At 38.9% G+C, this 22603-nt stretch carries 19 protein-coding genes; 10 read left to right on the top strand and 9 right to left on the bottom strand.

Annotated features, from left to right (window positions below; translation table 11 throughout):
* Positions 1-804: a ParA family protein gene (locus Q8M41_RS03295; protein WP_305363820.1), complete on the bottom strand. Its 804-nt coding sequence runs from the start codon at positions 802-804 to the stop codon at positions 1-3.
* Positions 805-978: 174 nt separating this feature from the next.
* Between Q8M41_RS03295 and Q8M41_RS03290 the strand changes: the two genes are divergently transcribed.
* Positions 979-1500: an NADPH-dependent FMN reductase gene (locus Q8M41_RS03290; RefSeq protein WP_305363819.1), complete on the top strand. Its 522-nt coding sequence runs from the start codon at positions 979-981 to the stop codon at positions 1498-1500.
* Positions 1501-1544: 44 nt separating this feature from the next.
* Here the strand turns inward: Q8M41_RS03290 and Q8M41_RS03285 are convergent, their stop codons facing one another.
* The 3 genes from Q8M41_RS03285 to leuS all read right to left on the bottom strand — a co-directional run bounded on the left by Q8M41_RS03285 (position 1545) and on the right by leuS (position 8308).
* Entirely contained in the window at positions 1545-2483 is a 939-nt protein-coding gene (locus Q8M41_RS03285; protein WP_305363818.1) for a cobalamin-binding protein, read from the bottom strand.
* Between the two features lie 346 nt (positions 2484-2829).
* A complete protein-coding gene (locus tag Q8M41_RS03280) occupies positions 2830-5310 on the bottom strand; it encodes a TonB-dependent receptor domain-containing protein (RefSeq protein WP_305363817.1) in 2481 nt (826 codons plus the stop codon).
* 205 nt (positions 5311-5515) lie between these two features.
* Positions 5516-8308, bottom strand: a complete 2793-nt coding sequence (leuS, locus tag Q8M41_RS03275; RefSeq protein WP_305363816.1) for a leucine--tRNA ligase — start codon at positions 8306-8308, stop codon at positions 5516-5518.
* A 198-nt stretch (positions 8309-8506) separates the two neighbouring features.
* On the opposite strand from leuS, the gene Q8M41_RS03270 reads away from it, so the two are divergent.
* Genes Q8M41_RS03270 through Q8M41_RS03245 form a run of 6 tightly spaced genes read left to right on the top strand, consistent with a single transcriptional unit; the run spans position 8507 to position 13181 of the window.
* Positions 8507-9385 (top strand): ABC transporter permease, encoded by an 879-nt coding sequence (locus Q8M41_RS03270; protein ID WP_305363815.1) that lies wholly within the window; start codon positions 8507-8509, stop codon positions 9383-9385.
* A complete protein-coding gene (locus tag Q8M41_RS03265; RefSeq protein WP_305363814.1) occupies positions 9385-9606 on the top strand; it encodes a DUF3098 domain-containing protein in 222 nt (73 codons plus the stop codon). The genes Q8M41_RS03270 and Q8M41_RS03265 overlap by 1 nt, the downstream gene beginning before the upstream one ends.
* Entirely contained in the window at positions 9606-10400 is a 795-nt protein-coding gene (locus tag Q8M41_RS03260) for an undecaprenyl-diphosphate phosphatase (protein WP_305363813.1), read from the top strand. Before Q8M41_RS03265 ends, Q8M41_RS03260 begins: the two co-directional genes overlap by 1 nt.
* A complete protein-coding gene (truB, locus tag Q8M41_RS03255) occupies positions 10400-11119 on the top strand; it encodes a tRNA pseudouridine(55) synthase TruB (RefSeq protein WP_305363812.1) in 720 nt (239 codons plus the stop codon). Before Q8M41_RS03260 ends, truB begins: the two co-directional genes overlap by 1 nt.
* A 39-nt stretch (positions 11120-11158) precedes the next feature.
* The gene (locus Q8M41_RS03250) at positions 11159-12109 is read left to right on the top strand and encodes a bifunctional riboflavin kinase/FAD synthetase (protein ID WP_305363811.1); all 951 of its coding nucleotides are present in this window, start codon (positions 11159-11161) and stop codon (positions 12107-12109) included.
* Between the two features lie 25 nt (positions 12110-12134).
* Positions 12135-13181 carry a DUF2157 domain-containing protein gene (locus tag Q8M41_RS03245; RefSeq protein WP_305363810.1) on the top strand — a complete coding sequence of 349 codons (1047 nt, stop codon included), beginning with the start codon at positions 12135-12137 and terminating at the stop codon, positions 13179-13181.
* A 158-nt stretch (positions 13182-13339) separates the two neighbouring features.
* On the opposite strand, the gene Q8M41_RS03240 is transcribed toward Q8M41_RS03245, so the two are convergent.
* Together Q8M41_RS03240 and dinD are read right to left on the bottom strand one after the other, a co-directional pair.
* Complete coding sequence (locus tag Q8M41_RS03240) at positions 13340-13777, bottom strand: hypothetical protein (RefSeq protein ID WP_305363809.1); 438 nt, start codon at positions 13775-13777, stop codon at positions 13340-13342.
* The gene (gene dinD / locus Q8M41_RS03235) at positions 13774-14619 is read right to left on the bottom strand and encodes a DNA damage-inducible protein D (protein ID WP_305363808.1); all 846 of its coding nucleotides are present in this window, start codon (positions 14617-14619) and stop codon (positions 13774-13776) included. The genes Q8M41_RS03240 and dinD overlap by 4 nt, the downstream gene beginning before the upstream one ends.
* A gap of 251 nt (positions 14620-14870) precedes the next feature.
* Between dinD and Q8M41_RS03230 the strand changes: the two genes are divergently transcribed.
* Positions 14871-15293, top strand: a complete 423-nt coding sequence (locus Q8M41_RS03230) for a hypothetical protein (protein ID WP_305363807.1) — start codon at positions 14871-14873, stop codon at positions 15291-15293.
* Here the strand turns inward: Q8M41_RS03230 and Q8M41_RS03225 are convergent.
* Entirely contained in the window at positions 15282-15782 is a 501-nt protein-coding gene (locus tag Q8M41_RS03225) for a hypothetical protein (RefSeq protein ID WP_305363806.1), read from the bottom strand. The two genes, Q8M41_RS03230 and Q8M41_RS03225, sit on opposite strands and share 12 nt — an antisense overlap.
* Positions 15779-19444 carry a TaqI-like C-terminal specificity domain-containing protein gene (locus Q8M41_RS03220; protein ID WP_305363805.1) on the bottom strand — a complete coding sequence of 1222 codons (3666 nt, stop codon included), beginning with the start codon at positions 19442-19444 and terminating at the stop codon, positions 15779-15781. Before Q8M41_RS03220 ends, Q8M41_RS03225 begins: the two co-directional genes overlap by 4 nt.
* A gap of 96 nt (positions 19445-19540) precedes the next feature.
* Between Q8M41_RS03220 and Q8M41_RS03215 the strand changes: the two genes are divergently transcribed.
* Positions 19541-20374, top strand: coding sequence for a sugar phosphate isomerase/epimerase (locus Q8M41_RS03215; protein WP_305363804.1), 834 nt, complete (start codon positions 19541-19543; stop codon positions 20372-20374).
* Positions 20375-20446: 72 nt separating this feature from the next.
* On the opposite strand, the gene Q8M41_RS03210 is transcribed toward Q8M41_RS03215, so the two are convergent.
* A complete protein-coding gene (locus tag Q8M41_RS03210; protein WP_305363803.1) occupies positions 20447-20986 on the bottom strand; it encodes a YceI family protein in 540 nt (179 codons plus the stop codon).
* A gap of 459 nt (positions 20987-21445) precedes the next feature.
* Between Q8M41_RS03210 and dinB the strand changes: the two genes are divergently transcribed.
* Complete coding sequence (dinB, locus tag Q8M41_RS03205; protein WP_305363802.1) at positions 21446-22603, top strand: DNA polymerase IV; 1158 nt, start codon at positions 21446-21448, stop codon at positions 22601-22603.

The raw sequence follows: 22603 nt of genomic DNA, 5'->3' as shown, positions 1-22603 counted from the left end.
TTATACTAAAGCTTGTTTTACAGCCTCCTCATTTGAAACCAGTCCATTTTTACGGATGATCTCCCGGGCTAAATTAAGGTAATTGATTGCACCTTTACAATTTGCATCATGCATAATAACCGAGATACCATAACTTGGAGCCTCACTTAACCGGGTATTACGTTGAATGATCGTATCAAAAACAAGGTCCTGAAAATGGGTCTTCACTTCTTCAACAACCTGATTTGACAGTCTCAGTCTGACATCATACATAGTCAGCAATATACCTTCGATCTGAAGATTCGGATTTAACCGACTCTGAACAATTTTTATCGTGTTCAGTAATTTACCCAGACCTTCCAATGCAAAGTACTCACATTGAACAGGAATAATTACTGAATCTGCTGCCGTAAGAGCATTGATTGTGATCAAACCCAAAGAGGGGGAACAGTCAATGATAATGAAATCATAATTATCACGGATCTTATCCAGAACCGCTTTCATTTTATATTCCCTGCTCGTTAAATTGATCATCTCAATCTCAGCACCTACCAGATCAATATGGGCAGGAAGAAGATCAAGGTTAGGAGTGTCTGTATTTTGAATAGCTTCCAAAGGGTCTATCTCGTTAATTATACACTCGTATATACTGGCCTTAATTGTACGTGGGTCAAAACCTATTCCTGATGTTGAATTTGCCTGCGGATCTGCATCAACCAAAAGAGTGCGGTATTCAAGTACAGCTAAGCTCGCTGCAAGATTTATGGCAGAAGTAGTTTTTCCAACGCCCCCTTTTTGATTTGCTAATGCGATAATTTTGCTCATTTTAAAAAAATAATTACAAATACGTGATATTAAAAAGTCTAAACAATAAATTCTAAGCAGTTCAAAACACTACTTTTGACTGATTAAATAGGATTTTTTAATAAATTCTAAGATACAAACTTAAAACTAATTATACCGCGGGGCGATTTTCGTTTTGCACATCTTATCCACAAAATGACTACAATAATTTCTGGTACTAATCGTGAGGGAAGCAATACTCTAAAACTCGCCGAATATTATCACGGGCAATTGTCAGAAAAAGGTTTCGACTCAGAAATACTCTCACTATGTGATCTTCCCGGCGACCTGATAAGCTCCGATCTTTATGGGAAACGCAGCGAAGCCTTTCAAAGTATTCAGGAAAGAATTTCTGCAAGCAGCAAATTCATTTTCATCATCCCTGAGTATAATGGAAGCTTCCCCGGAATTTTAAAAACTTTTATTGATGCCTGTACTTTTCCGGAAAGTTTTTTTGGGAAAAAGGCAGCCCTTGTCGGACTCTCAAGCGGCAAATACGGTAATGTTCGGGGTATAGACCATTTTACAGGAATCTGCCATTATATCAATATGCATGTCTTGCCATTACGCATACATATTCCTAACATCAGGAAAGAATTTGATGAAAACGGGAATCTTTTTAATGAAGACACCGTGAAATTTACCAATCAGCAGATTGAACGATTTATTGAATTTTAAAGGCTGACAGGGTTTAAGAAACGCTGACAGGGTTTAAAACCCTGTCAGCGTTGTATGAACCTTATCCATCCCTCTCCCTCATACCCAAAAACAAACTGCTTCGGGTTAATGATCTCAGCCATGATCTCAATGCTATCAGTTATCCTCGGTCCCGATCTGTTAAAATATTGATTGCCATCGGCTATATAAACTCTATTCTGCTGAAGAGCCTTTAATTCTGTCCATCCGGGCAGTTCCAGTAAAAGATTGATCTCTTTTAGGGTTCTCTCAATCGAAAACCCGCAAGGCATCAGTATGATGATATCAGGATTCTCTTTCTGAATATCCTCAAAACTAATATAGCCCGAATGCTTTCCTTTCTCTGCCAACACCGGAATACCGCCAGCAATCTCAATGATTTCAGGTGTCCAGTTTCCTGCGATCATCAGGGGTGAAAGCCATTCTATACAGGCCACTTTGGGTTTCTCAGTGATGAATTTGAGTTTATGACGAATGATATTAATTCGTTCTTCTGATAATTCAAGTAAATCCGTTCCTGCAGCTCCCACACCAAGCTGATCCGCAAGGTTCCGGATATCCCGGTAAATATCAGATAATCCATGAGGCTCCAGAGAAATAACCTGACAGCCCTTTTCAAGCAAATCATTTATCGCAAACTCTACATCTTTAAGACTCACTGCACAAACTTCACATTGGGCCTGGGTGATAATAATATCAGGTGCCAGACTTTTTATCAGTTCTTTGTCAATGGTATAAATCGAGAGTGAATCGGAGAGAATTTCTTTCACCTGCCTATCTATTTCTGCACTGTCGGAACCCGGAAGAAATTTAGCTGAAGAACATACTGGCAGATCCTTGGCACTTTCAGGATAATCACATTCATGTGAACGGCCAATAAGCTGATTTTCCAAACCCAATGCACAAATAATCTCTGTGGCTGCCGGTAATAATGAAATTATTCTATGATCAGCTATTATTCTCATTTCTTCAAAAGTACAAATTATAAAAGGCAGACAATAAAAAGCATTCGATCCATCAAATGAGAGGAATTTCAGAGACCAAAATCTTTCTCCTCCGGCTAGGTTTATTTTACCCGGTGTTGTTTTTCATTGGGACGGGCAGCACGGCTAAAGGACCATTTACCATGTGAAATAAACCCGGGTGGCAGCTCTAGCTTTTTTGCAATACTGAATTTCATGATATCTATTAATTCTGTTGCAAAAAACTAGGGCAGAACACGGGACAACCGGGACAGAAGATGCAAAAACCCTGCTTTCTAAAACAAGATAAAATCAGTCAACCTAAACAAAACAGTACTTGGGAATATTTTTACTGAGTTCCGTTATTTTGTTCTCCCTGCTTAAGATCATCATTCGTCACACCACGTTTTTTTCTTGGAGCCTGCATTGTCAATTTTCCAAACCGATAGCTGAAGCTAGTTCCAAACGAGCGGAAAGGAACTGAGAAATTACTATTTTGAACAAAATCTGCTCCGGAAATTTTCTGACGGAAGTTCTTATTCTCGTTGAATGGATCGATGATAGTCAAACCGATACTTCCTTTCTTCTTCATAATCTCTTTCTTCAAGCCAAGATTCCACATATTAAATGATGGATTTTGACCCTGTGAAGTACGACGCGGAGAATTGGTAATCAGGAATGTCTCGAAAGTAAGTCCCTTTGGAAAAACATAAGAACCCATCAGGAAGGCATTATAAATCAGTTGTGTATTTGTATTGGTCACAGTAAATCCGCTGTTGGCGTTGATATCATATGTAAAAACATTGAAATTACCTCTTAAAGTCAGCGGTTTTACAGGATTTATCTGTCCGAAGAAATTAAACCCAACCGAATTATTGCTTCCAACGTTTCTGAAAGTAGTTCTAGAACCGCTAGCCGCATTTCCGGTTGCCGGATCGGTAACTGAAACAGGTATCACAAAGCTTTCAATGATATCATTGGTACGACGATAATAAACCGAAGCATTCAGCACAGATGCCTTCACAAACATGGAATAATTAAACTCAACATTGTGTGAAAGTTCAGGCTTCAGCGCCGGGTTTCCCTGCGACTGATTGAAAATATCTGCACTATTCAGGAATGGATTCAGATAAAACAAACTCGGCCTTTGCAAACGCTGGTTATAACTTAATTTAACCGTTGAAAAATTCTTGAACGTTCTTGAAACCACAAAACTCGGAACCAGATTAGAATAGCTGCTGTTAAATGGAGATGCAGCAGCACCTACAGATCTTGCATCACCCTTGATCTCAGTTCCCTCATAACGTGCACCTGCCCTGATCCCGAATTTCTTAGCTAAAGTAAAAGCAAATGTTGCATAAGCCGAGTACACATCCTGATTGTAATCATAGATATAGGTACGGGCTGAGATTGGTGTGAATGTACTGGTAATTGAATTAAAGTTGCGGGTTTGATTATCACTTACAATATCCCTCAAAATACCCTTCAGTCCTGTTTCGAAAGTAACCTTCTTGAAGGGATGGGTATAGTCCAACTGAATCGTATTTTCGGTATTATCGGCATTATTATCGCCATATTCATCAATTATCGTATTTGAAAAATCGGTAGTATAGTCACTATTCTGTTTACTGTTTGTAAACTGATAGGCAAGAGAGATTTGCTGATCCTTCTTCTTAAACTTGTGAAGGTAATCGCTGCTCCAGTCAATACCATTCATTTGCATCTGGTTATCACTCAAACGGGTGAAATTAGTCATTGCCCCGTTGAAACTATTCTGGTTTAGATTACTACCATTGGCACTATTACTGAATCCATTCAACCGTACATTTGAGCTGATTGAATTGAAACTATTGAAATCGTAATCAGCACCAATAGAACCATTCATTGCCAAACGGTCTGTTTTACTTTGACCTGCCTGACTGATTATCTGTGTACCTGCTGTATTGGTACGGTTAAATGAAATATTACTTGTTTGAGGCCATGAATAGAATCCTCCGCCATTAGCAGTTAGAGCCAAACGGCCTGTTTTAGCGTTCAAATTAACATTTCCGCTGTTCTGCCTTGTTCCTACCCCACCGTTTACCGAGCCACTTACACCGGCAAGATTATTCTTCTTTGTGATGATATTGATAATCCCTGAGGTTCCTTCTGCATCATATTTTGCAGAGGGAGAAGTAATTACCTCAACATTCTTAATCTGATCAGCCGGAATTGCCTTCAGTGCATCAGCCATATTATTGGCCATAGAACCCGATGGTTTACCATTAATCAGAACTCTAACATTCTGACTCCCTCTCAGGGAAACATTTCCCTCAAAATCGACTGAAAGCAAAGGCACTTTACGAAGTACATCGGTTGCATTTCCTCCAGCTATGGCAACATCCTGTTCTGCATTATAAACCAGCTTGTCGATCTTATTTTCAACAATCGGTGTCGTGCCCGTTACCACAACTTCATTCAGCATGGTTCTATTTGGAGCAAGCATAATACGGCCCAGATTTAAATCCGGCTTAGCCAGGGTAGTCTTTACTGAATCAATAACTTTAGTCTGATATCCCAGAAAAGCAATGGTTACGCGGTAAACCCCAGCAGAAATATTCTCTATTTTGAAAGCACCTTTCTCGTCTGTCAAGGCACCATTGGTCGATTTTGTGGATCCTGATCGTCCCAACGCAACAGTAGCATAATCAATTGGAGTACGCGTAACGGAATCAAGAATAATACCCGAAATTCTGCCTGTTACAGCAGGAGCTGCTGCCCCACCCATTCCCTGTGCATAAACACCGGAGATTCCGGAAAGTAATAATAGTATCGTAAATAAACGTTTCATTTAATTGGTTTTGGAATTAGTCGCGAAAGTACACCTAATGTTACAGGAACATATGTGCGAATTGTTGAGCTAAAGTAAAATCTGAGATACAAAAGAAATTCACAGCATGAGTCTGCCAGAAATATTTCGCTATAAAGAGGTGGTATTCATAAATAAACCATGACAGAGTAGGTTTAAGCCGCACCTCTATCATGGATGTTAAAATTTATACAACAAGATTAATTATTTTTCCTTTTACGAAAATAATTTTCTTTGTGGTTTTGCCATCTAAATATTTTTTCAAATCTTCATTGGCAAGTATAAGTTCTTCAACCTCTGCCTGTGAAAGGCTTAGGGAGATATTCAGGTTCATCCGGGTTTTACCATTTACTGAAACCGGATAAGAGAATTCATTCTCAACCAGGTATTCAGGATTGAACTGCGGGTAAGCTGCTACTGATAATTTACCAGCAGAATTACCCAGCAAACTCCATAACTCTTCAGTTATATGAGGTGCATAAGGAGCGAGTACAACCACCAGTTCCTGTAGGATCTTCCTTTTATTACATTTCAGATCAGTCAGCTCATTCACGCAGATCATGAAGCTGGAAACAGAGGTATTAAATGAAAAACGTTCTATATCTTCCTCTACTTTGCGAATGATCTTATGAAGTGCTTTGAATTCCGCCTTTGATGGTTCCTCATCAGAAACATTAAAATTAAACTCATCATCATGAAAAAGCTTCCAGAACTTACGAAGGAATTTAAAAACACCTTCAATTCCATTTGTGTTCCATGGCTTACTTTGTTCCAGCGGACCAAGGAACATTTCATACATTCTCAGGGTATCAGCTCCAAAACGCTCAATGATATCATCCGGGCTTACCACATTGAACTTAGATTTAGACATTTTTTCAACCTCAACCCCACAGATATACTTTCCGTTTTCGAGAATAAATTCGGCATTGGCAAACTCAGGCCTGAATGCTTTGAATTTTTCAAGATCCAGAATCTCATTCATTACAATGTTTACATCTACATGCAGTGCTGATGTTGTGTATTGAGATTTTAAACCATTTGAAACGAATTTGTTCGTCCCACGCCCCTCTTCATCAATAATCCGGTAAACGAAATTAGACCGTCCCTGAATCATCCCCTGGTTGATCAGCTTCTTGAAAGGCTCCTCTTCAACCACATGGCCAAGATCTTTCAAAAACTTATTCCAGAAGCGGCTGTAAAGTAAGTGCCCTGTGGCATGTTCTGAACCGCCAATATATAAATCAACATCCTTCCAGTAAGCGATTGCCTCAGCCGGAGCAAATGTATCCTGTTTACGATCATCCTGCGAAGCCATATACCGGTACCAGTACCAGCTCGAACCTGCCCAACCTGGCATGGTGCTCAGCTCATATTCAAGTTCATTCTTGTATTTCCAGTTTTCTGCCCTTCCTAATGGAGGTTCTCCACTTTCTGTTGGCAGGTATTTATCAACTTCAGGTAAAACGAGCGGAAGATCTTCCCTGTCAATCAGGTAAGGGAGTCCTTCTTTGAAATACACGGGTACAGGTTCTCCCCAATAACGCTGGCGACCAAATATCGCATCGCGAAGGCGGTAATTTACTTTAGCTTTACCTGCACCTAATTCTTCAAGTTTAGCTATAAGTGTAGTTGTAGCTTCTTTATAATTAAGTCCGTTGATTATGCCTGAATTAATATATGTACCTTCTTTGGTAGGATCAGCCTCCTTGTCCAGATTAGTCTGCCCATCAGATATTGCAACAATCGGTAATCCAAATTTAGTCGCAAACAGCCAATCGCGCTGATCCCCCGAAGGCACCGCCATCACAGCTCCTGTTCCATAACCTGCCAATACATAATCAGCGATCCAGATTGGAATAGGTTCATTTGTTATCGGATGTTTCGCATAGCTGCCCGTAAATGCACCGGATACAGTTTTTGTATCGGCCATACGATCAAGCTCAGTTTTCTTTTTAGTCTGATCAATATAATCAAGAATCTCCTTTTCCTGTTCGGGAGTTGTTAATCCGGTAACGTATTCGTGCTCAGGCGCCAGTACGAGGAAGGTTGTTCCGTAAATGGTGTCAACGCGGGTTGTAAATACTTCTATCGCGTTGCCTGAGTTCAATGGAAATTTTACGAGAGCACCCACACTCTTCCCAATCCAGTTCCTTTGCATCTCTTTTAAAGGATCAGGCCAGTCAATTCCATCCAGGCCCTGCAACAAACGATCAGCATAAGCAGTGATACGCATACTCCATTGCATCATTTTCTTCTGCTCAACAGGATATCCTCCGCGTTCAGAATAACCATCTTTCACCTCATCATTGGCTAAAACAGTCCCTAATGCCGGGCACCAGTTAACGGTACTTTCTCGGAGATACGTAAGACGATATTTAAGCAACTCGCTTTGCTTTTCAGAATCCGGCAATCCCTTCCACTCTTCAGCAGAAAAAGTGCGGACATCGTCATCACATACAGCTTTTAAATCTTTAGTTCCTGAATTTTCAAATCTACGGATCAGCTCATCAGTGCTTTCTGCCTTATCGCTTTCTAGGTTATACCATGAATTAAAAAGCTGCATAAAGATCCACTGGGTCCATTTATAATATTCTGGGTCGCTGGTACGAACCTCACGACTCCAGTCAAATGAAAAACCCAAATTATCAAGCTGTTCGCGATAACGGTTAATATTGGTTTCGGTTGTAATTGCCGGATGTTGTCCGGTTTGAATTGCATATTGCTCTGCAGGTAAACCAAAGGAATCATATCCCATTGGGTGCAAAACATTAAAGCCCTTTAAACGCTTGTATCTCGCAAAGATATCAGAGGCAATATATCCGAGCGGATGCCCTACATGTAATCCTGCACCCGATGGGTAAGGAAACATATCCAAAACATAATATTTTGGTTTTGCAGAACTATTATCGACTTTAAAAGTCTGATTTTCGGCCCAGAATTTTTGCCACCTCTTCTCTATATCTCTGAATTGATAATCCATTATAAAACTGATAAGCTGCGAAAATACTAAAATCTCCGATTTTTTGAACCAGAAGCTGCCTATAAAACCTCAATTAACTTGCATAAAGGCCTTCTTATAAAATTTTAACAAAGTTTAACTTCAAATCAGGGCATTTAAGCGCTTATTATTTAGGTTTATGAACTGAATTCTTTATTTTCGCAACATATCATTTCGCTCATGGAAGAATTTGAAAAAAGTACATCATCCAGAAAAACTAAAACTATTTATGTTTCTACTGTGATCAGTATTGCTCTAGTTCTGTTGATGACGGGACTATTAGGCCTGATTCTGGTACATGCGAAAAATCTTTCTATATACGTCAAAGAGAATATTGTGCTCAATATTATTGTAAACGACGGTGCCAAAGAAGTAGACATTACGGCTTTACAGAAACAATTGGATGCAAATCCTTATGTTTTAAAAACACAATATGTAAGCAAAGAACTTGCTGCCCGTAATTTAACCAAAGACCTTGGAGAAGATTTTGTTGATTTCCTTGGTTATAACCCGCTATTATCGTCGATAGATCTTTATATGAAGGCAGATTATGCCAATAATGCGAGCATCGAAGCCTTTACATCCCAGTTGAGTAAAAATCCACTGGTCAAAGAAGTTATTTATCAGAAGTCGCTCATAGATATGGTCAATCAGAATATCAGGGGAATTGGCCTGGTAATCTTAGCCTTTGCAACAATCCTGCTGATCATAGCCGTTGCACTGATCAATAATACGATACGGTTAGCGATCTATTCACAACGGTTCCTGATTAAGAGCATGCAACTTGTAGGTGCAACTCAAAACTTTATCCGTAAACCTTTCCTTACTTATGGAATTCTTCACGGATTATTCGCCGGACTTATTGCAGTAATTCTCTTATTGCTTACGCTTTATTTAGCCCAGCAGCAGGTACCAGAAATGATTATTTTGCGCAACTGGTTTGAATTTGGAATAGTATTCCTGACTGTGATTGGGATTGGTATTCTGATCTCAGGATTGAGCACCTACTTTGCAGTGAGCAAGTTTCTTCGTTTAAAAATTTACGAACTTTATAGATAATGGCACAGAAAAATACCCCCATTAAGGAAAGCCCGCAAGAGGGTTTTGTGTTCGGGAAGAACAATTACAGATTGATGTTACTCAGTATCATTGTCGTCGTATTTGGCTTCATGCTTATGATCGGAGATACCGATATTTATGAATTCAGGAAGATCGTTCTAGCCCCAATTGTTGTACTGGCTGGCTTTGCCATCGGTTTTATTGCAATTCTTAAAAAATAATGACCTTATACCAGGCAATTCTTCTGGCTGTTATTGAAGGCCTGACAGAATTTTTACCGGTTTCATCCACGGGCCATATGATCCTTGGATCTTCTTTGATGGGTATTCAGTCCGACGATTTCGTTAAGTTATTTACAGTTGCTATTCAGCTTGGTGCCATACTTTCGGTTATTGTGCTTTACTTCAAAAGGTTCTTCCAGACTATCGGATTCTATTTTAAGCTCCTCGTTGCATTTCTACCTGCTGTATTTTTCGGATTATTACTCAGTGATAAAATCGATCAGCTACTTGAAAGTCCACTAGGTGTAGCTATTGCCCTGCTTATTGGTGGTGTTATTTTGCTTTTTGTAGATAAGTTGTTTAAGGATGGTACCATCGATAATACAGATGATATTAGTTATGGCACAGCATTTAAGATCGGATTATTTCAATGTATTTCTATGATTCCCGGAGTTTCAAGATCTGCTTCAACAATAGTAGGTGGAATGTCTCAGAAATTATCCCGGAAAGCTGCTGCCGAGTTTTCATTCTTTCTGGCAGTACCAACTATGTTTGGTGCAACAGCAAAGAAGCTGTTTGATTTCTATCAGGATGGTTTTGTGATCAGCAAGGAACAGGTAAACTTTTTGCTTATCGGTAATATCGTTGCTTTTATAGTAGCCATGCTGGCTATCCGGTATTTCATAACTTTCCTGCAAACCAATGGATTCAGGATCTTCGGTTGGTACCGCATTATTGTGGGTGGTATTATTTTGATTCTGCTTCTTTCTGGCTATGATCTTCAAGTGATCTGATGAGCGAAACAACAAACAAAACTTTCCCGGACTTCAATTTTGCAGAAGGTGAATTGTTGCTCATCAACAAGCCCTATAAATGGACCAGTTTTGATGTTGTAGGCAAGATTCGCAATTCATTTAAACCCTTAAAGTTAAAAGTAGGCCATGCAGGCACACTGGATCCGCTTGCAACCGGATTACTGATCATTTGTACGGGTAAGCTGACCAAGAAAATTGACGAATTTCAAGCACAGCAAAAGGAATATACCGGCACAATGATACTTGGTGCAAACACTCCTTCTTATGACCTTGAAACAGAGATCGACGAGACTTTCGATATCAGCCAGCTTAACGAAAAGAAGATCAGGGCAAATACCATGCAATTTACCGGAGAACTTGATCAATACCCTCCTGCACATTCGGCAGTCAAGGTAGACGGTGAACGACTTTATATGAAGGCCCGGAGAGGAGAAACTGTAGAATTAAAAACACGAAAAGTCAGTATCAGCCTATTTGAGATTACCAGGATTGAGTTACCTGAGGTCGATTTCAGGGTGATTTGCAGTAAAGGAACCTATATCCGTTCGCTGGTGCATGATTTTGGGAGATCCCTGAATAATGCTGCTCACTTAAAATCACTTCGCCGTACCAAAAGCGGAGATTATGATGTCGAAAATGCTTTTGAAGTAATGGAACTGGTAAATCATATCAGGCAGCTAAAAGAACAGGCCAAATAAAATAATATTTATTATTAGTTTTGCCCTCTCTCCCGAAAAATGAAGATTTACAATCACATTGACGAATTCAAACAGATTCATAATGCCGTAGTAACTATCGGCACTTTTGACGGGGTGCATATCGGGCATCAGAAGATCATCAGCAGTTTACTGGAAGTTGCAAAAAAGAGTGAAGGGGAAACAGTAATTCTGACTTTTTTCCCGCATCCAAGGATGATCCTTCATCCGGATGATCTGAATATTAAACTAATCAGTACAATGGATGAAAAAGCTGAAAAGCTTGCAGCTCTGGGAATAGACCACCTGATCATCACTCCTTTTACCCGGGATTTTTCAAACCTGACACCTCAGGAATATATCGAAGAAATACTGGTCGGGAAGATTGGAACCCGCCATATTATTATTGGCTATGACCACCGCTTTGGTAAGGATCGCAAGGGAGGCCTGAAAGAGCTTCAATCCTTTGCTTCTGACTTTGGTTTTGATGTTGAAGAAATTCCTGAGCAGGACATCAATGATGTTGCGGTAAGTTCAACCAAAATCAGAAATGCTATTTTAAGCGGGGACGCTAAAACTGCGAGTGATTTTCTTGGTTATGCCTTTCAACTGAACGGAAAAGTGATCAAAGGCGATCAGTTAGGGCGCGTTCTCGGATTTCCGACTGCAAATTTATTTATTGAAGAAAACTACAAACTTATCCCTTCGGATGGTATTTATGCGGTGAGTATTGAGCTCAATACTGCCGAAGCAAATCGAAAAACAGCGATGGGTATGGCTTATATCGGTCACCGGCCAACCATAAATGGCATGAGCCGCAATATCGAAGTAAACATCTTTGATTTCGATGAGGATATCTATGGACAGACTATTCGTGTTAACTTTTTGGCTTACCTGCGTGGAGATGAGAAATTCAATTCGCTCGAAGATCTCAAAGAACAACTGAAAAAGGACGAGAAAGCAGCCCGAAAAATACTTCTGCGACCAGAATAATAATTTATCTTGTCAAAAAATTGTTTTGGCGAAATTAAATCTTGATAAACAGGAAGCTGAATTTCTTGGGAAGACCATACTCACATGGGAGGCCGACGGTTTAGTTGACAAAGAAACTTCTCAAAAATTACAATCTTCCTATGAAGTCAAAGGATTCGACTGGCGACGTATGGCTCAGTATTCCTTTTGGGTTGCTCTTGCCAGTGGAATGGTTGCAATTGGCTCCCTTATTATTGATGATGCAGTGCTCAAATGGCTCGAGAAACTATACGATACTCCTGATATCATTATCAGCATCATTTCTGCTATCCTCGCTTCACTGCTATTTCTTGAAGGCAATAAGCGAAAGAAGAAATACCCGGAGCGCGTTTTCAGTAATGAATCCATCATCTTTTTTGGTATTTTATTAACGGCAAGTTCAATTGCTTTTCTTGGAAAAACCTTTGATAATGGCAAGGGACACTTTTCAATTTTATTTCTTTTATCTGTATTAGTTTATGCCGCATTGGCCTGGAAGTTCAGTTCCCGCCTGATATGGGCATTCGCTCTGGTTTCTTTGGGGAGCTGGTTTGGTACTGAAACGGGATATCAAACCGATTGGAGTTTTTATTTTCTCGGGATGAACTATCCCCTGCGTTTTGTATTGTTTGGAATTTCACTGGTGCTATTCAGCTTCCTGATGCTTCGCTTTAGTATGCTGAATTTATTCAGGGAACTCACCTATATCATCGGACTCCTTTACCTCTTCGTTTCCCTATGGCTGTTATCAATATTTGGTAACTTCGGAAGTCTGGAGGACTGGTTACAGATAAGACAAATTGAACTGTTTTACTGGAGCATAATTTCCTTACTGTTTTCTCTAGGCTTTACAATTTATGGTATTCGCTTCAGGGATCACATCGCACGAGAATTCGGGATTAGTTTCCTGCTAATCAACCTCTATAGCCGATACTTTGAATATCTATGGGATATTACCGATAAAACCATATTTTTTGGAATCATGGCACTTTCTTTCTGGCTCATCGGACGAAAAGCAGAAAAAATTTGGAATCTGGAGTTTTTGAAGAAGTAAAAAAATATTTTAGATTACCAGATTTAAATGAGTCCATTCTTCTGGAGTGTTATGAAGGGATAGACTCTCTATCGCCTGATTTAATTCCTCATTTGAAAACTCTTTCCATTATTGAAACAAAAGCCATTGTTAGAAGATTGCATGCCTTGCGTGACTTTTCAATTAAACAAATTACCCTGGTAATCAGGATAGACTCCATTTTTAAAGAGGCCATATCTGATCTTATCCAGAAATTCCTCATCAAGAAAATACTTTTTAAACTTTGATAAGTTTTTAAAATTCCGAAAGCGGAAGATCACTATCTCTAAGAACTTAAGATTTTCAAGCGGGAGAGTTTTTTTATTATTTGAATATATAACTTTAAGATAACGCCTGACAAGGCCCATTACCAGATACTTTACATCCTTTGATTGATACCTCATATAAGTTTTACATACCAGCAGCAGTAGCTTTAACTCCTGATCCAGGATTTCATGGTTTTCATCATCAAACTTAGTACACCAGTAATTTAAGATGGGTACAGGATCCCAGTCATCGGGACTGCCAAAAATAAGGGCGGCTTCCTGTTCGGTTAAATGGATGACGGGAGTGTTCATTCACTTCTTTTTGTTTTTGCTTCAGTTTCAATTTGCCTGACGTCGCTGTTCAGTTTACGCTGCAGCTTTTTCACATCCTCAGAAGGCGGCAATGCTTCCGGCTTTACACCTCTTTCCAAGAGCATTTTTCTTACGGCTTTATTATTCTCTATGTGTTCATTTGAAATAGAGGGCTCACCTTTTAAATCTTTTTCTACCACATTATGACTTGTTAGCTCCGTTGCAAAATCTTTTGCTTTAATGGTTAGTGTTGGTAAAAAATCTGCTAAAGGCCTGCTGCCGGGGATTGTCAGTTTGCGTTTCATATCTTGGGTAGAAAAACCGCCGAACAATGCTTTGTCACCCTGAGAACGAATAAGTGCAAATCCTCTCTCGTCCACTCCCCTTTCATAAATTATACCTGATAATTTCTTTTCTGATTTGCTTAGTTTTTCTCTTGCCGATACTCTGGCAACATCAAGCAGTCGCTGTTCTATAATTTCCTGTTTACGGGTTTGAACCGCAAAATAAGTTTGAGCAAAAGCAATTTCTGGTTTTGAAGAATCGCCGTTTTGTGCTATCAGGTAGCAGGCATATCTTGTAAGAGCCAGATCATCAATTTCCCTTTTTGCACCTTTAGCCAAATCGATCATTTTCCCGATATCGGCAAAATGATCGGACACCTGTATTTCCGCACTTTCTGCTGCTACTTTCGCCTTGTCAATTACTTTTAAGAAATTATCCCATTTCGAATAGCCAAGCAATAACTGCAGCTCTCTTGCACTCCAGCATTCAATACCCTTAAAGAGATAACAGATATTTTCAAACTGCTTAAATAATTGGGCTATGTGATCCTGCTTCATTTCAGTTTAGATATGTCTAAGTTCCGCCTTTAAAAATTATAAATAAGACATATAAAAATACTAAATATATTAGCATGTCCAAATTAAAAATAAAATATTTTTTGGGGTTCTGGGAGAAGAGTTAGAAGTTAATCGGGCGATAAACCTGTTCTTAATGTTGCGGCAGTGAGAGCCAAAGAGTCCTTTTAGAGAAATTATTGCAGTAGCACTGACAAATACATGTGAAAATAGTTTTGTAGGTTTGAAATATTATGATTGAATACGAAAAATTTAAAGCATTGGCCTATAGTATTATAGATGAGTTTCTCAATGACATAAAAGAAAAAGGGGGAACTTTGTCTAACATAGGATCAACGAAGGAAGGTCAAGAAGCCATAAGGATATTGGATTTATATAATCTCATAAGTTATAGGTCTGCAAGTAAGAGTTCATGGATTGATATAACTTCAAATGGATTATATGTTTTAGAATATGGAGGTATAGAAAAATATATAAACTATTTGAATAAAAATCAGGCTATTAAAGATAAAATTAAAGACGAAAAGGAATCAATTGATTTCAGAAATGCTAAAAGAATATATAAATACTTTTGGGTTCCAATTTTCTTATCAATCCTTGCTCTAATAGTATCGATAGGGAAAATTATTTACGATTATCTGAATTTAAAAAATTGACTTATTCAATTTCGCAACTCTCAAATCTTCCCGAAAAAATTCAATCAGATTTTCACCCTGATTTCGTAATTTATTTGTCGCTTCAATATATTCTTCAAAAACGTCTTTTCTATGCATTTCAGGGTAACTAATATATACACAATCTGTAAACTCTTGCATTAAACTTAATATAGTTAAGGGGGCTAACATATGAGCTTCTATCATTAAAATTTCAATTCCCCTAACATCGCTGTCAATTTTCTCGGCAATTAATAAAAGGTTGTTACTTTGATCATTACCTTTTAAATGTTTTGCAAGCACATCTTCGCGCTTATCAATAAAAAATATTAACTCGGCAATTTTTTTAGATATTTTCCTGTAAAGCTTTAATTTCTCATTATAAAGCTGGTTTTTAATATTTAGAATACGGTTCAATCTATAATTACAATAAGCAAGGATTACTGTAATTATAGAAATTACTAAAGTTAATGATACAAATAGTTGACTCATCCTTCCCCCTCCACAATCTTTATCTCTTCCTCTGTTAAACCATATAGCTGGTATACAAGTCGGTCTATTTCTTTTTCTAATGATGAAGTATCATTAGAAAAATTATCTTTTTTCCTATTCAAAATATTATCTGCGATTGAAGCTATTTTATCTTGGAATTCCTTAGAAACTACAGGTATTGATAATTTCCTTAATTCGGTTAAAGTAGTTTGTCTAAAATCATCTTTTGATGCTATTGAGGATAACCTTAAATATAAATGAGAGATAAACTTACTAGCCAATATTCCCAAAATATACTTTGTATTAAAAGAATTATCAATTATTATAAATGGGTTTATGTCCTTCTTAAAAACCATTTTTAAATCACAATATCCAACGCTTAATCTATCTTGTCTATTTATTATTCTTCTTATCAATATTTTTGGAACTGCCTCATAGTAAGGTTTCAAAGTTGGCTTGCTGTCGAGATCGGTTAAAAAGGTTTCTTCGACGTGCAAAACGTAGTTTTGCACGTTACCTTTTGAAAGGAACGGATAAAGATTTTGACGATTAGTATCTGTAATTGGCAAGAAGTTACTGCTTGATAAACCTTGCGTGGATTTGGAAATTTCTCCAAGATTTATAAATCGATCATTATTAAATCTTGCCATTAAATCTCCTACGGAAGCATCTAATAATAATTTGAAATCGGGCTCTTGTACTGATGATGTAGGTATATTAGAAAATTGGAGATCAGAAAGGTCTTTTGATTTATCACTTTTCTCAAATACATAGATAGAATATCTTTCATTTTGAATATTAGAAAAGATATAAATTGCTGTTTCAACGAAGGCATCCTCAAATGTATCAAAAGGTAAATTAATAACTTTATCTAACCCCTTTTCTTTAAATATGTACTGTCTAAACTTAGAATAATTCTCGCCAGTTTGCCAAGTTATAGGCGCAATGTAAGATAAAATACCTGTTCGGTTTAAGATGTCAAACCCTTCAACAATAAACATTACTGATGTCTCATACTTTCTTTCAAACTGTACATATTTAGTTTTAAAAGCCCGCCTTTCGATTTCTGAAAATGATTCCAATGGTATATATGGTGGATTCCCAATCACCACATCAAAGCCAACAAAATCTCCCTCATCATTCAGCACCTGCGGAAATTCAAATCTCCATTCAAAAGCATTTTCATAAATTATATTTTTCTCATCCTCTTCCAGACTGGCATCTATCTTAGCTACCTCATTCAATAATTTTTCAGCCCTTTCTTTTATTAGTTTCGCGTTTTTACTCGAATAATCCGCCGTATCTTCAAAAAGCATCATCCCAAAGCCACCCTTATCTTTACCTGTCAGAAGATACCGGTCTGCCAAAAGCTTTGCACGGCGGATCTTCCGCGGGTCATAATTAGCAATCTCTGTCCGGAAATCACTTTTAATAGCCCGAATGAGCTGCTCCATCTCTCGTTTTTCTTCCTTATTCCGGGCGTTCTGGTAGGTCTTCACCGCAAAGCGGTAGCTGTCTATTCCACCAGGTCCGAATTTGCTTTTCTTCAAAGCCTTTTTAAGATCCGCATCCAGGGCGAAACGGCTAATTAGTGAATTGCCAGTTTTGATGTTGATGTCGATGTTGGGGAGGGTTTCAAGGTGCCTCACCCCCGGCCCCTCTCCTTGGGAGAGGGTTGGGTGAGTCTTGTAATACGCATTCTTCAGCAACTCTATCCACAATCTTAAGCGGCATATTTTTACTGAGTTCGGGTTAATGTCTACGCCGAACAGACAATTTTCAATGATGGTTTGCTTCTCATGAAACAAGGCTTCCTGGAAACGCTGGCTTTCTTTGCTGTTGATGTTATAGGAAAAAGGAGTTCCTTCTTCATCTGTAATGGAAAGTTCATCATTAACCACCTCTACCTGGTATTCTTTTAAGCGCCGGCCTTCCCTGTCCAATAATATATTGAGGTCGGCTTTAATGGCAATGATCTCGTTTAAAGCAGAAACCAGGAAGTGCCCGGAGCCTACAGCAGGATCACAGATCTTTAAACCGTTAATGATGGAATTCGCTTCTTTACTATCTTCTATTTTATTGTAGAGGTCGGTCAGTTCTTTGCAATCCCATCCCTTAACTTCGTTAAATTTCTGCACCACCGCCCTTCTGATGGTTTCGCGGCACATGTACATGGTAATAAAGCCGGGTGTAAAGAAAGATCCATCCTTGTAACCATTTATCTTTTCGAAGATCAGTCCGAGAACGGAGGCATTGATCAGCGTTTTATTATCTTCCTGGATATCTTCAGCTCCTTCACTGCTGAAATCATATGCATCCAGGAAACTGAATAGATAATCAAGTGTTACCAGTGAACCTTTTAGAATTTTGCCGTTATTATCTTTAAGTACTGTAGAGGCAATTATAGGGAGCTGCACATAATCTTCCAGTCCGTTAATAAACAGGGTTTGATGTTCCAGTTCTGTAGGCTCAAATAGAGAAGAGTTAAGATATGGAACCTGCCCAAATAACTTTTGTATGTCTTCGGTTCGCTCTTCCGGGAGTTTAGCCAGAACTCGGAAGAAAAGTTTATCCAGATCATCAAAATCCTTGATCTTTTCCCGGTTTAAAAAAGTATAGGCTCTGTCGCCTTTATGATAACTGAGCAACTGGGCTTCCAGCAGTTTGAGAAACAGGATACGGTTTACCCAGGTGATCACCAATTCCAGGGCAACGGTATACAAGCGTTCTTCTTTAGTTTCTCCGTATTGTGAGGGTTTATCGATTCGCGAAAGCTTATCGTGACTATCCAGTTGAATGATCGCGCTTTCTAATAAAGATCCGGCATCTCTCGTTCCTTCTTTCTTACGCTGGATCAGTTTTTTGCTGCCTTCCTTAATTTCGGTAAGTCCAATAAAATGCAACAATTCGGTATAAAATTTTGGTTGCAGAGAATTACTATCGTTGGCAAACGAAAGCTTTAACAAGTGTGCTGGCGAAAGCAGTTTGTAAATAGCGATGAGTTTGTTATCGTCTTTGGTATCGGCGTTTGAAACAATATTTTCAAATTCACGGATCTGAAAGTTGGTGGTTTCAATCAGCATGTCCGGCTGGTTGTCAAGCAGTTTTCGGAGCTCTTCGTAAAAGAAGGGATTATCTTTATTATCGGTTTTCTTTAATTCGTAAAGTTTCTTAATGGCGGCATTGCGAAATATCTTTTTATCAAACTCGTTGGCATCAAAAATAAACCAATCGTCAATATTAGTGGCAACCAGGAATTTGATCTCATTATTGTTATTATCAATTCGTTCCCGAAGGTAATAAAGTACCAGCTCATGCAGCGCTTTGGCATTAGGCTTGTCTGCAGAAAGCATTTCGACTTTGTTGGTAATGCTCTTCACCTCAACAATTACTCCGGCCGGATCGCTTGTTGATTTACCGGTATGAATAACCATGTCGTTCTTCCCGATCGGATTAATATGGTGGACATCCTTAAACCAGGTATCCCTCAGAAAAAACATAAGCTGCGATTTTAAGTGCTCCTCATCGTTTTTATTTGAGTTGGTATGATTAAGAAAGACTGAAAAATTCCTTTTGAACAGATCTATCGCAGATCGGCTCACCTTTTCTTTCAGATAGGCTTTGTTAATGGATTGTTTGGGCTTAAGTAGAATGAATTGCATAGATCGGTATATGGTGTTAAGTTATAAAAGATTAAGCAATAAAAATTTACCAAATCCCCATCAAATTTCCTAATTTGAATTCCGAAATAACATCATATGAAAACACGCCGTAATTTCTTAAAAACCGCTGGAACGGTAGCTATCGGATCAATGATCCTTCCTTCTTTTGTTTCAGCCAGGGCAAAAATTAAAAACCCGGGAATACAATTATATACTGTGCGTACTGAAATGCTTGCGGATGCGCGCGGCACGTTAAAAAAACTTGCCGATCTGGGGATTAAACAGATAGAATCTGCCAGAAGCGCTAAAGGCAATTATTATGGCCTCAGCGCAAAGGAAATGAAACAAGCCTGTAAAGATCTGGGAATGACTCTGCGTAGCGGACACGTTGCTGTAGATGCGAAGTGGCAGCAAACCATGGAAGAAGCTGCTGAATCTGGGCAGGAATATATTATTTGTTCAAGTATGCCAAGCTCAGGACAAACAATCGATAATTACAGGAGAGTAGCGGACATGTTTAACCGTAATGGGGAGGAATGCCGCAAAACAGGCCTGAAATTTGGATACCATAATCATGACTATGAGTTTGAAAAAGTCGACGGGCAGATTCTCTTTGATTTGCTTTTGGATAATACAGATCCGAAACTGGTACACATGGAACTCGATCTGGGATGGGTAGTTGCTAGTGGAAATGATCCTTTTGATTATTTTAAGAGATATAAGGGCCGCTTCCCGTTATGGCATCTGAAAGACATGAATCTTCAGAAAAAAGAAAGTACAGAATTTGGTAAAGGGGGATTGGATATCGCAAAGATCCTGCAGCATCAGGGAGAATCGGGCTTAAAATATCTTTTTATTGAGCAGGAAGAGTATGCAAAGAATCCTATAGAAAGTATGAAGTATAATATGGATTATTTGGAAAGGATTTGAATTTAACCGATTGAGAGTAGAAATTGGAATTTGAAAATTAATTTCATTTCCATTCTCTACTCTTAATTCTAATTAAGCTTGTTTTGCAAATTGTACGTTAATCTGCAGCTTGATTTCATCACCAACAACAATCGCTCCAGCTTCTGTAATACCATCCCAGGTTAATCCAAACTCTTTACGGCTGATCTTGCCTGAAACTTCAAAACCTGCTTTATCATTACCATAGAAATCAGTAGCTGTTCCACCAAACTCTACGTTTAATTTTACCGGTTTGCTTACATTTTTAACAGTCAGGTCACCAGCTAACTCATAATCATCACCAACTTTTTTAAATGAAGTTGATTTGAATGAGATTTTTGGGAATTGCGCTGCATCAAAAAAATCAGCTGATTTAAGATGCCCATCACGTTGTTCCTGATTGGTATCAATACTGTCTACATCCAATATAAATTCAATTGCTGCATCCTGAAAATCCTCATTTTCTGATTCCATACTGCCTGCAAAAGATTTGAATGTACCTGTAACTGTCGAAATTACAAGATGTTTTACCTTGAAATGCACTTCTGAGTGCGTTGGATCGATAATCCAATTAGTTTTTACTGCTGCTTCCATATTTTATATTGTTTAGTTTATCTGGTTTATCCAACAAAGATAAAATATTAGATGTTTAAACATGTAATTTAAACGTCATAAGATGAATTGTAAGTAATAAGTTTTATTGGGAGATTATAATGGAGAGTGGAGAGTGGAGAATGGAGAATATAGAGAAATGTACTCCATACTCAACTTTCAACTGACAAATCAACTCATCGACAAATTCATTTGCTAATTCCCTAATCACTATGCAACAGATCTCTCCTCGCGAAAAAATTCATATAAATTGAAAATCATTTTCGCTCGTCGATGACGGTCGATTAAAGGCCGAAGTCCCATTTGCTCATTCGCTAATTTGCTAATTCTCTAATTTGCCCCCATCGACAAATAGACAAATCATCTCATCGACGAAATATCACACTATTTTTCATTTTACTAAAATTTTTAGCATAAATTTGTCCCCCCTGCTAATAAATTATGTCAAAAGACACGCACATTATTCATATTGATCAGGATGCATTTTTTGTATCCGTAGAGCTCCTGAAGAACTCTTCCCTGATTGGGAAACCGGTGATTATCGGAGGTAGTTCCGATCGCGGGGTGGTGGCATCCTGCAGTTATGAGGCGCGGAAATTCGGAATCCACTCTGCTATGCCTTCGCGGATGGCCCGGCAGCTTTGTCCGCATGCGATCTTTATCCGCGGAAATATGGATGAATACAGCAAGTATTCGCATATAGTAACCGACATTCTGCAAGAGCGGGTTCCTCTGCTTGAAAAAGCTTCTATTGATGAGCACTACATCGATATGACCGGAATGGATCGCTTTTATGGCTGCATGAAATTTGCCCATGAACTGCGGCTATTTGTAATGAAGGAGACCGGGCTTCCTCTTTCCTTCGGTCTGTCGGTCAACAAAACAGTTTCAAAGATCGCCACCAATGAGTGCAAGCCGAACGGAGAGCGGCAGGTTTCGAAAGATGAGGTTCAGCCTTTTCTAAACCCGCTATCCATTAAAAAGATTCCCGGCCTGGGGCAGGCAACTTATATCAGGCTGAGCGAAATGGGGGTGCGGTATATCTATACACTGGCTCAGATTTCGCAGGAACAATTATTCAGGGCATTGGGAAATAATGGTACCAGTCTCTGGCAAAAAGCCCGGGGAATCGACAATTCGCCGGTACTGCCTTACCGTGAGCAAAAATCGATTGGAACACAAAGCACTTTCGAGAACGACAGCATTGATACCCGGAAGATCAAACAACTGCTCAGTTCCATGGTTATGGATCTCTGCTTTCAGCTCAGATCACAGCAAAAACTGGCTGCCTGTATCACCGTAACCATCCGATACTCCAATTTCGAAACCCATACCCGGCAGGCAAGAATCCCGTATACCTCACTGGATTCCTTCCTGATCAGCAAGGCAAAAGAGCTTTTTGACACCTTATACAACCGGCGTATGCTGATTCGCCTGGTTGGGGTTAAACTTTCGCAACTGGTAAGCGGAAATGAACAAATCAGTCTGTATGACGCTTCGGAAGAACAGTATAAACTTTATCAGGCGATGGACCGCATCCGGAACAGATTTGGAGAGAAGGCTGTAAAACTGGCATCCAGCATCGATATCAATCTCTGA

The sequence above is a fragment of the Daejeonella sp. genome, assembly GCF_030684675.1.
GTDB lineage: Bacteria > Bacteroidota > Bacteroidia > Sphingobacteriales > Sphingobacteriaceae > Daejeonella.
Note: the sequence above shows the minus strand (reverse complement) of the source record. Positions and strands in the feature narration are given on the sequence as shown.